We start from the raw sequence: 10,944 nt of genomic DNA on the forward strand, positions 1-10,944 counted from the left end.
GAAATAACCTGAAATAGTAGATAGAATATTTTTATGACTATTTACGATCACACTACTATTTTCTTTCTGTAATCCTAAGTATTTAATATAAAAAAGTATAAATCATTAAAAATTAGATTGTCTATATTCTATTATGCACTAGTCTTTGTTAGTTAAATTGTGTCTGACAATGAAAAAAACTTAACAGTTGTTTTACGAAATGGTTAATTTTAAAATACAAGACTATAAGTTTTTCTCCACTCATGGTAGAATGTTGACATTCTCAGTTTTGGGAGAGTGGTTAGATTGAAAAAGATTCAAAGCAATTCACGTACAACGTCAAGAGCGAAAAGAAAAAAAACAAAACTCATTTTATTTGGATCAATTGGAATCGTACTAATACTAATAGCATTTGTTTCGTATTCCATTTTTTCGCCGAATGATAATAAGGCAGGATCTAATAAAAGTGCTTATGCCTCAGCCAAAGACAGCAAAAAGAATGATGAAAATGGTGTAAAAGAGACATCAACAACGGTTCAAACAATTGATGATGACGAATCAGAGGGCACGGCACCGGAATCACCAGAACAAACGGGTGCACAAACTGGTACCAAACATGTGACAAGCTATGATCGAAATTCTCAAGACTGGCAGGCAATGCTTCAGACAATCTCTTCTGCTGTTGGAACAGATCCAAGCAATATGACTGTATGGTTTTTAGGTAGTGACAAAAGCAACCCAGGTGGCTCAGTCGGGACTGTATCAGCAAAGACAAAAGGCTCGCAAAAATATCGAGTATATCTCATATGGGATGGCTCTGGCTATAAAGCTACAAAAGTTGAACCTGCTTCATAAAATGTAAATAGGATGTACTTAAAGGTAATCCTATGGCTGTTAAGAAATTCTCGACGGCTTTTTCATTAAAAGGTAGTCCACGCCAAGCAGAAGTTGAAAAGTGTTGAAACTTTGATTGGTACTTAATTTAGATCAAAACAAAAAAGCTGCGATAAATTTTCGCAGCTTTTTTTATTATGGATGAAATAAAAGTAGTTTACCAGTTTGACTAATGCAACGGTGTGTTTTATCAAGTGCACCGAGTGTATTAAGTTTTTCTGTACCAATTTTTTTTGCTTCTAAGTCAGAATTAGCTTCAAATTGTTCATCGACAATTGATTCGCCACTTTTTTCAAAAGCAGTAATTCGATATGTTGCCATGTCCTAGACCTCCCTAAAGTAGTTGCGATATTACTATTTTGGCATAGATTGAAAAGCTGTGTAAAGTAATAATTTGAATTATAAAAAAATTCAGTTCGGATTTAAAATTTTGACATTTGGAGGTTACAACAGATTTTAAGAATTGTTAGATTATGTCTTAATTTTTTGTATGAACATTGTTGGGCTAAGTATCTATTTTAACGTATAATAGATAAGTAAAACGACTAATACATAATTTGATTTTCCTTTTTTTATTTTGTGAAATTAATTTTCCAAAATATTTTAAGCTATTTACTTAAGTAGAGCTTAAGGAAGCATATACAAAATGGAGGTACTTATGGATAAAAAAGTATATGATCATGAAGTTGGCGAACGTTTTGTAACATTTTTATTTGTCAAAGCTGTTACTAAAGGTGTAGCAAGTAATCAAAAAACATTCTTATCTTTAACTTTACAAGATCAAAGTGGAGATATTGAGGCGAAGCTTTGGGATATTTCTTCAGAGCAAGAAGAAGCGTATGTAGAAGGAACTGTTGTAAAAGTTGAAGGGGAGCTACACGATTATAGAGGAAAACTTCAACTTAAATTACGCCAAATTCGTCCAACTAAAGATACAGACGAAGTTAATCCGGAAGATTTTTTCGCAAGAGCACCAGTTTCTAAAGAAGAATTATATGAGAAAATTACTTCATATATTAATAATATGGCCAATGAAAAACTTAAAAAGCTTACTGAGTATCTAGTATTAAAAAATCAAGAGGATTTTCTTGATTTTCCAGCGGCAACTAAGAATCACCATGAATTTGTTTCTGGTTTAGCATACCATGTTTTTTGTATGTTGAAATTAGGTGAGTCAATTGCGAATTTATATCCTTCAATCAATAAAGATTTACTATATGCTGGAATCATACTACATGATTTAGGAAAAGTGAGAGAATTATCTGGTCCAGTTTCAACAAAGTATACTGTAGAAGGTAATTTATTAGGTCATATCTCGCTTATGGCAATTGAAATTGGAAATGCCTCAATCGAACTAGGTATTGAGGGAGAAGAGGTTACTGTTCTACAGCATCTTATTTTGAGCCACCATGGTAAGTATGAGTACGGTAGTCCAAAACTACCTTTAATTAAAGAAGCGGAAATTTTACATTATATTGATAATATTGATGCAAAAATGAATATGTTAGACCGCGCACTTGAAAGAGTTGAACCAGGAGAATATACAGAGCGTATTTTCCCATTAGAAAATCGTAGTTTTTACAAACCAAAATTTTAAATTAATCATACTTCCTCCTTATTAGCCATATAATGAAGCAAATGCTTGTCTACTAAGGAGGAAAAACAATGCCAATTTTACCATTTTGGATGTATATCGTGATTTTAGGAATTTTTGTAAGTGGATTTATGGTGCTTTACACCTCGAAACAAGAAAGAGATGCAGATGAAGCATTCATTGAAAAAGAGGGAGAAATTTACTTACAAAGAATTAAAGAAGAAAGAGAACGAAGAGAGCAATTACTTATTAACTCTGAGATTTCATCCAATTAAAAAACCTGCCAATTAGGCAGGTTTCAGACTGTTGACAAANNGCAATCAGTCTGAAACTCAATTTTTTAGTATACTTTATCTAAACACTAAAAAACCTGCCAATTAGGCAGGTTTTTTTTATGATTTTTTCTCTTGGCTTTCTAAGTCTTTATCTTTTACTTTAAATTTAGCTTTTTTAAGAAGTTCATCAGAGAATGCTTGGAAGTTTTCTTGGCTTAGCTTAGACTCTGCAAGTTTTTTGCGAGCATCTTTTTCGTTAGCAGTCTTTTTACCAGTTAATTTAATAACATGGTATCCAAATTGTGATTTAACTGGTTGGCTGATTTCTCCAACTTTTAATTTGTAAGCAGCTGCTTCGAATTCAGGTACCATAGCACCTTCACCAAAATAACCTAAATCTCCACCTTTGTCTTTTGAACCAGTGTCAGTAGAATATTTTTTTGCTTCTGCTGCAAAATCTGCACCTTTAGCTAATTCTTCTTCAACTTTTTTAGCTGTAGCTTCATCTTTTACTAAGATATGACTAGCTCTAATTTCTGGTTTATATTTTGCTAAATCAGCTTTTGTAACTGAAGCTTCAGCAGCTTTTTCAGTTAATAGATCGATTTTAACACGATCTTTAAATGCTGCTTCATCTTTAAATCCGTACTGTGCTAAGAAAGCTTTAAATTGGTCACCATTTTGTGTTTTATACTCATTGAATTTAGCATCAACATCTTTATCACTAACTTTGTAGTTTTTCTTTAAATAATCTTCAATAGCCATTTGCTTAAGCATTGCTAATCCTGCTGTATCCTTCATCTTGTTATATAAATCTTTAGATGTGATATCTCCCGCATTAGATGTAGCAACAACATCGTTACTAATACCAGCAGATCCACATGCTGCTAGTCCGAATACTGAGGTAGCTAAAACTGCAGATACGATTAACTTTTTCATTTAAACATCTCCTAATAAAAATTTAAAATGATTTCTTATAAAGAAAAATTTTACTTATTAAAGTATGGAGCTTAAATCTTAATTTTTCCTGTATTTAGACGTACCTTTTACTGGAAATTACTTCACTTAATATAACATATTTTTCTTCAATATGACAAAGTTTATCCAAAAAAAGAATAATTTGGTATGCTTTTTAACTAAAAATAAATTAATTTTAAGGAAACTTGAACTAGTTTTAAATGAAATGTAGGCACTATCAGAGTAGGGGATTAAATGAATGCAGATTTCTATTTTTTATATTTTAACTCCTGACTTTACCTAAAAATCATGCTTATCCTGCAAATTAAAAACTTGTCAATCGTGACATTAGCCCAATCATTTAAGGCATTCGTCTATATATTATTATGGATTACTGTTAGGAGGGTGGAAAAATGGAGGGGAAAGCATCGAATGAATTTGTATTAATCGTGATCCTGTTTATTTTGTTAATCATTATTGGGTGTTCATTTTTATAAGTAGTATGAATCTTCAAAAATGAAGGTTATTTATACATTTGCCCAGACCATTTTTTACTACACGCATAAGATAAGATATGTAGCAAAAGGAGGTGTGAATGATGGGCGTAGGATTCCATGGTGGAGGATTTGCGTTAATCGTTGTATTGTTCATCTTATTAATTATCGTAGGAGCAGCTTGCATCTAATTTGTAAATAAGACAAATATTCGACCGGAGGTATTGTACCTCCGGTTGAGTTTATATTCCAGATGAAATAGTTAGTACAGATGCTTGTTAAATGAAATTTAGAAATAAATGAAAAGGAAATAAGCCTGAGGATTTTAAAGAGGTATTTATGTGAAAATTTGAACAAAATTAGCCGAAATAAAAAGCGGAAGGATTTAATTAATCTTGCCCCGCTTCTATTTATGTGTACAATTTCACGGCATATAAACTGAAATTGTAACTTTAAAGAAGATATTAAGGTTTCTTAATTAAACGATTATCTTCTTCAATGAATTCTTTATCTATGTTACCTAAAGTTGTTTCAAATATATCCATAAAATCTTTTCCATAAATATTACGTAAAATAGCCATAATTTCCATATTTTCTGGAAATTTACCATAAAACTCTTTTAATGGTAAAGTACCTTGAAAAACTGAATTTGTCTCTGGATCAAATTCACCTAGGATCTCTAATAGCATATCTTTACCTTTTTCTGTTAATTCAATATACGTATTACGTTTATCTTCTACTTTTTTAGAAAACACTAATAAACCACGTTCTTCTAGCTTTTTAGAGAAGTTAAAAGCAGTCGATACGTGCATTACACCAAATTTAGCAATTTCAGAAATAGACGCACCCTTTAAGTGGAAGGCGATCATTAAAATATGATGTTCATTGATATTTAAATCATAGGGCTTAATCCATTGTTGCCAGTCTTTTTCAACTGACTTCCATAATGCTTTAGAAATTTGGGCAATTCTTTGACTAAAAATCAAAGCTTCTTTCATTGTGTATAATTTTTGTTCAGTTTTCATCAATTCACCTTCTTTTCTATTTAACTATCTATTTATTATTATGCCAATAATATGTGAAGAAATAAAGAACTTTTAGTTAGAATTTTTAAAAATTTTCACAAAGTAGTTGATAAAATTCTACATTTTTATATTATAATTAAGTGTTGTGGGTCAATTAAATTATGTTTATATAATAATTTTAACGAAACTATAGAGTGATTGTCGATAAAATATTATTGGTAATATAGTAAATATATAATATAAATCTATAAAAATATAGTATAAAATGCAGAATTCAGATGGGATTTACATAAAAAAAACAAAAACAGGAGATATTCACTCTCCTGTTTTTGTTTTTAAAAGGGATGATTTTATTATTTTTTAATAATGTTATTTTCGATAGATTTTGCAATCTCTTGTAGCGTTTCATTTGTGTATTGATTTTGGTTTGAAAGCCATTTTACATCAAAGCCATCATTATTTCCGTATCGTGGTAAAATATGCATATGATAATGAAATACAGTTTGACCTGAAACTTCACCACTATTATTTAATATATTTACACCTTGGACATTAAAAGTTTCTTTCATTGCATTAGCAATGTGAGGTACTTTTCGGAAGTATGTACTAGCTGTCTCTTCACTCATTTCGAATATGTTTTCAACATGATTCTTTGGAATGACTAATGTGTGTCCTTTTGTAACTTGACTTAGATCTAAAAAAGCTAAAATATCATCATCCTCGTATACTTTTGAAGCTGGAATGCTACCTTCAACAATTTTACAGAAAATACAATTAGTGTCATGTGCCATTTTTTCATACTTCCTTTCACTTTTTTCCTTATTTTAACATAGGGGTAGGTTAAAGGGGAAATAGGGGCAGGAAAAAAACAAGAAGCAACCTATGTTGCTTCTTGGTGAAGGGGAAAGATTTTATTGGAGTAATTATAAATTGTCTTTAACAGACACCTCATTTGCTTTAAATGTTCAATAAATTGGCACACCTTATTAGAAATTTATATGCTCTGGTCGAGACACCTCATTTTCAAATTGGTATACTAAAACCTTTGTTTATAAGTGATAATGTTCAAGCTAACCATCTCCTTTGATGTTTTCACTGCTGTTTATACAACGATGTTTTATCTATGGAGAAATTTCACTTCAACAACTACCCTTGCATAGGTTTGAACGCAAATTAAATTACCTTTAACACACACCTCATTTCAAATTTTGAACTGGAAAGTGTGTTGCTTTCCCTTCAAGAATTATGATGCCCTATATGAAAGAAAGTATGCAAAAACAATAAAAACCCTTAAAAGCAGTTTAAGACTAAATTTTTGGATCATTAAGAGTATAAGTACAGGGGAACGGGGACGTGCCCTCGAGGAGCAAACCAAGGTGGAGCATCTAGGAGTGGAAATCAACATAACATAATTTCTTTTCAACAACATAAAACAAGAAGCAACCTATGTTGCTTCTTGATGAAGAGGAAAGAATATTGGAGTAATTATAAATTGTCTTTAACAGACACCTCATTTGCTTTAATGTTCAAAAAATTGGTACACCTTAAAATAAATTTATATGCTCTGCTCGAGACACCTCATTTACAAATTGGTATACAAAAACCTTTGATTTTAAGTGATAATGTTCAAGCTAACCATCTCCTTTGATATTTTCACTGCTGTTTTATACAACGATGCTTTATCTTGGGAGACACTTCACTTTAACAGTTACCTTTCACAGGTTTGAACGCAAATTAAATTACCTTTAACACACACCTCATTTCAAATTTTTGAATTAGAAAGTGTGTTGCTTTCCCTTCAAGAATTATGATGCCCTGCGGTAAAGAAAGTATACTTTAAGCAGAAGAAAATTTTTGAAAAGAAGATATGATTGTAAGAAATGAGCTCATTATTGGTTAATTGGATAAATGAGAGTATAAATAATAGAAGGAAGTAGCTTTAATGTAAACATCTTTATATGATAAGTTGATTGGAACGAAAGAATACTCGACTACATGGGAAATGCAAGAAGTCTGAGAAAGCGAGCATCGTGTATTGGAAATCAACCTTCTACTATTACGAAAATAAGGTAATTAATTGATAATATTGTTTCTTTTCACATTTTTTAAATGATCTTTCATGGTTTTAACTGTTAATATGTTAAGCAATTTATGACTCAAATAAAGCTATTATGCAACTCTAAGTAAAGGATATTACATTAGGTTTTTGCGTAACCATTTTTATTAGGAATAAGTTGATTGGAACAAAAGGGGTGCTCGACTCCTATGGGATAAGCGGGAAGGCTGAGACCCCGCAGGCGACGCCGAGGAGGCTAAAGAATCTCGCCCCATGGAAAGCGAGACCCCGTAGTGGAAATCAACATCACTATACTCCTTTTACGAAAATTTGGTAATTAATTGACAAGATTGTTTTTCAAATAAAACAAGGAGCAACCAGTAGTTGCTCCTTGATGAAGGGGAAAGATTTTAGAAAACATTTTAGGTTAATAAGTTAAATTGTCTTTAACAGACACCTCATTTGCTTTAATGTTCAATAAATTGGTACACCTATAAATAAATTATATGTTCTGCTCGAGACACCTCATTTACAAATTGGTATACTAATGACCTTTGTTTTTATAGAACATGTTCAAGCGCACCATCTCCTTAGATTTTTGCATTGCTGTAAATGACAACGATGTTAATCTTTGGAGATACCTCATTTCACTTAAACAATTATCTGACTTAGGTTTGAACGCAAATTAAATTTCCTTTAACACACACCTCATTTCAAATTTTGAACTGGAAAGTGTGTTGCTTTCCCTTCATGAATTATAATACCCTTAACCTAAAATAGTATTCAAAAAAAGAAGGATTTTTTTTTAGTATTCCATAAATATGATATTAAGGAAGTTAAGATTATTATTTGATACAATAAAATTTATAGAAAAGTACATTTGAAAGGATTTGTAAAGAATGACCTTATTGCATGTAAAAGATGTTACAGGTGGATACACTAGACAGCCTGTCATTAAAGATGTCTCATTTACGATTAATAGGAATGAGCTTGTTGGTTTAATCGGGTTAAATGGTGCCGGTAAGAGTACGACAATAAAACATATATTAGGACTATTGAAACCATCTAAAGGTGACATATTAATTAATGGTGAATCTTTTGATAAAGATCCAACTGCATATCGTGGTAGCATATCATATGTTCCTGAAACTCCGATGATTTATGATGAATTAACTTTACAGGAACATCTAGAAATTACAGCCCTGGCTTATAATATTCCTGAAAAGGATTTTAAAAATCGTTGTGAAGAATTATTAAAAACATTTAGATTATATGATAAAAGAAAATATTTTCCTTCGACATTCTCTAAAGGGATGAAACAAAAAGTAATGATCATTTGTGCCCTTATTGTCCAACCACAGTTATACATAATAGATGAACCATTTTTAGGACTTGATCCAATCGCGATAAATGATTTACTTGAGATTTTGAACAATGAAAAAGAAAAAGGAGCAGGCATTTTAATGTCTACTCATATTTTATCGACTGCTCAAATTTATTGTGATTCATTTATTATTTTGCATGAAGGAGTCATTATTGCAAAAGGTACATTAAACGAATTACAAACTCAATATAATATGCCAAATGCTTCATTAGATGAAATTTATATTTTTGCAACGAAGGAAAAAGAAATATGAGTACGATCAAAGAATTATGGTTAGCACGGTATAGGAGCTTTTTAAAAGAAATGAGTAAATATGGTCGTTATATTTTTAATGATCATATAAAATTTGTAATTGTTTTTGGATTTGGAGGAGGAGCATATTATTATCAACAAATGCTAAAAACAATTTCTCCAGACTTTCCGGCTATTTTACTAATCTCTATTCTGTTTAGTTTTCTTGTTGTAACAGGTCAAGTTACTACTTTTTTTAAAGGACCTGATTTACATTATTTACTACCTTTAGAAAAAAAGATGAAAAGTTACTTTATCCGCTCCTTTTTAATTACATACATCGTTCAAGTTTATTTAATGTTAATGATGCTAGGTGTGATATATCCAATATATAAGAAATTTTCACTAGGACAAACAACAAGTTTTATCGTCTTTATGGTAATAATTTTCTTATTAAAAGGATACAATCTCTTTGTTTCATACATGCACCTTACAAATAGCGGTGTTTTAAACCGAGCTTTTGATTATTTTTTAAGGTTGCTAGGTACTTTCTTATTTATTTATGGCTTATTAAGTAAATGGAGCAGTTTTTTCCTTGTAATAATGATCGTAATTTTAGCTGTTTATGCATTATCTATTCAAATAGGTAGTAAAAATAAAAGAGTACAATGGGAAAGAAATGTTAAACTTGATACTTCAAGATTAGCGACTTTTTATCGATTTGCGAATATGTTTACTGATGTACCGTCTATTCAACAACAAGTTAAGCGAAGAAAATGGGCCGATCCAATCATTAATAAAATTAAAATGAGAAATGCTGCGAATTATTTACTAGTTCGTACATTTATCCGAAATGGTAACTATTTAAGTATGTTTTTAAGACAACTTTTCGTAGGTGGGTTTGTAGTTTACTTGGTGCCAACTACGATTGGGAAAATATTGATTGGCATTTTATTTCTATACGTAATCTCCCTACAGAATATGTCTATTTTAAAACAGTACAACTATCATTTGTTGTGGAAAATTTATCCTTATACAAATGAAGAAAATAAAAAATCTATTTCGACACTTTTGTATATACTACTGATAATATGTAGTCTAGTTTTTAGTATTATTGGTTTAATAAAGGGCTTGTCAATTTTAAACTTTATTATTGCAATCGTTGTGTATACTTTATTTTCAATGTGGTTAATTAAATTTTATGTGCATAAAAGGTTAAGTCAGCCACAAAAATTGTAAAGGGTGGACAGAATGGATTCTTATGAACTTCGTATTCAGTACGAACTATCTAGATGGAAACAAAAAGTAATGTCCGATTCAAATATTTTTCAAACTTCTGCAAAAAAAGTTCAGTTAAAGCTTCAATCATTATTACCAGAACAAATCCAAGACTTGCTCACAAAAACAGTTAAAAATATGACGGTTTTATTTATGGGAGGGTCTACTGTTTTTAATGGCAGTGGTGAAGAGTATGAAGCATTAACACTTAGAGAAAGGGATTTAATCTTAGATAAAAAGTTAAACGAGTACAAAAAGATTTCAGCTGTAGAAGGTGCGGGTACAGGAGCGGGGGGAATATTACTCGGTCTTGCTGATTTTCCGTTATTACTTGGGATAAAAATTAGGTTTTTAGTTGAGGCAGCAAAAATATATGGTTACTCGCCTAAAGATGAGCTTGAACGACAATTCATGTTGTATATTTTTCAACTTGCTTTTTCAAGTGACAGCCATCGCAAAAAAGTATTTCAAGTTATTGAAAAGTGGGAAGATAAAGTAGATGAAAATCCCCAAGTCAATTGGGAGCAATTACAACTAGAATATCGAGATCATATCGATTTAGCAAAACTTCTGCAATTAGTTCCTATTATTGGAGCACCTGTTGGAGCATATGTAAATTATCAACTTCTTGAACAATTAGGTGAAACGGCTAAAAATGCTTATCGATTAAGGTATATGAAGAAGAATGAAAATCTCATCTAAAGAGTTACATACTAAAAGGAGAACTAAAAAGTTCTCCTTTCAGACTGTTGACAAACGCTCGCTTTCTTCGTTGCT

General features: G+C 31.1%; 12 protein-coding genes. 8 read left to right on the forward strand and 4 right to left on the reverse strand.

The genetic code is table 11. The features are described from left to right. Positions 1 to 285 precede the first annotated feature (285 nt). Complete coding sequence (locus COJ46_RS16930; protein WP_286133421.1) at positions 286 to 834, forward strand: DUF1510 family protein; 549 nt, start codon at positions 286 to 288, stop codon at positions 832 to 834. 174 nt (positions 835 to 1,008) lie between these two features. On the opposite strand, the gene COJ46_RS16935 is transcribed toward COJ46_RS16930, so the two are convergent. Beyond that, positions 1,009 to 1,194, reverse strand: coding sequence for a YhzD family protein (locus COJ46_RS16935; RefSeq protein ID WP_097973763.1), 186 nt, complete (start codon positions 1,192 to 1,194; stop codon positions 1,009 to 1,011). A 337-nt stretch (positions 1,195 to 1,531) separates the two neighbouring features. On the opposite strand from COJ46_RS16935, the gene yhaM reads away from it, so the two are divergent. Both yhaM and COJ46_RS16945 read left to right on the forward strand, forming a co-directional pair. Continuing rightward, a complete protein-coding gene (yhaM, locus tag COJ46_RS16940; protein ID WP_097973761.1) occupies positions 1,532 to 2,470 on the forward strand; it encodes a 3'-5' exoribonuclease YhaM in 939 nt (312 codons plus the stop codon). 68 nt (positions 2,471 to 2,538) lie between these two features. Continuing rightward, positions 2,539 to 2,742 carry a sporulation YhaL family protein gene (locus COJ46_RS16945; RefSeq protein ID WP_056472082.1) on the forward strand — a complete coding sequence of 68 codons (204 nt, stop codon included), beginning with the start codon at positions 2,539 to 2,541 and terminating at the stop codon, positions 2,740 to 2,742. A gap of 117 nt (positions 2,743 to 2,859) precedes the next feature. Here the strand turns inward: COJ46_RS16945 and COJ46_RS16950 are convergent, their stop codons facing one another. Next, complete coding sequence (locus COJ46_RS16950) at positions 2,860 to 3,681, reverse strand: peptidylprolyl isomerase (protein ID WP_097973760.1); 822 nt, start codon at positions 3,679 to 3,681, stop codon at positions 2,860 to 2,862. Between the two features lie 431 nt (positions 3,682 to 4,112). Between COJ46_RS16950 and COJ46_RS16955 the strand changes: the two genes are divergently transcribed. Together COJ46_RS16955 and COJ46_RS16960 are read left to right on the forward strand one after the other, a co-directional pair. After that, positions 4,113 to 4,196, forward strand: coding sequence for a YjcZ family sporulation protein (locus COJ46_RS16955; RefSeq protein ID WP_082459494.1), 84 nt, complete (start codon positions 4,113 to 4,115; stop codon positions 4,194 to 4,196). Positions 4,197 to 4,294: 98 nt separating this feature from the next. After that, positions 4,295 to 4,384, forward strand: coding sequence for a YjcZ family sporulation protein (locus tag COJ46_RS16960; protein ID WP_097973758.1), 90 nt, complete (start codon positions 4,295 to 4,297; stop codon positions 4,382 to 4,384). Between the two features lie 273 nt (positions 4,385 to 4,657). Here COJ46_RS16960 and COJ46_RS16965 read toward each other — a convergent pair whose 3' ends face one another. Then, positions 4,658 to 5,218, reverse strand: a complete 561-nt coding sequence (locus COJ46_RS16965; RefSeq protein WP_097973757.1) for an HTH-type transcriptional regulator Hpr — start codon at positions 5,216 to 5,218, stop codon at positions 4,658 to 4,660. A gap of 353 nt (positions 5,219 to 5,571) precedes the next feature. Then, positions 5,572 to 6,009, reverse strand: coding sequence for an HIT family protein (locus COJ46_RS16970; protein WP_097973755.1), 438 nt, complete (start codon positions 6,007 to 6,009; stop codon positions 5,572 to 5,574). 2,164 nt (positions 6,010 to 8,173) lie between these two features. On the opposite strand from COJ46_RS16970, the gene COJ46_RS16975 reads away from it, so the two are divergent. Genes COJ46_RS16975 through COJ46_RS16985 form a run of 3 tightly spaced genes read left to right on the forward strand, consistent with a single transcriptional unit; the run spans position 8,174 to position 10,869 of the window. Continuing rightward, positions 8,174 to 8,911 (forward strand): ABC transporter ATP-binding protein, encoded by a 738-nt coding sequence (locus tag COJ46_RS16975; protein ID WP_097973753.1) that lies wholly within the window; start codon positions 8,174 to 8,176, stop codon positions 8,909 to 8,911. Then, complete coding sequence (locus COJ46_RS16980; RefSeq protein WP_097973752.1) at positions 8,908 to 10,128, forward strand: ABC transporter permease; 1,221 nt, start codon at positions 8,908 to 8,910, stop codon at positions 10,126 to 10,128. Before COJ46_RS16975 ends, COJ46_RS16980 begins: the two co-directional genes overlap by 4 nt. A gap of 12 nt (positions 10,129 to 10,140) precedes the next feature. Further along, positions 10,141 to 10,869: an EcsC family protein gene (locus COJ46_RS16985; protein WP_097973750.1), complete on the forward strand. Its 729-nt coding sequence runs from the start codon at positions 10,141 to 10,143 to the stop codon at positions 10,867 to 10,869. The last annotated feature ends 75 nt before the right edge of the window (positions 10,870 to 10,944 follow it).

The sequence above is a fragment of the Bacillus sp. AFS077874 genome (assembly GCF_002566505.1).
Lineage (GTDB): Bacteria > Bacillota > Bacilli > Bacillales > Bacillaceae_G > Gottfriedia.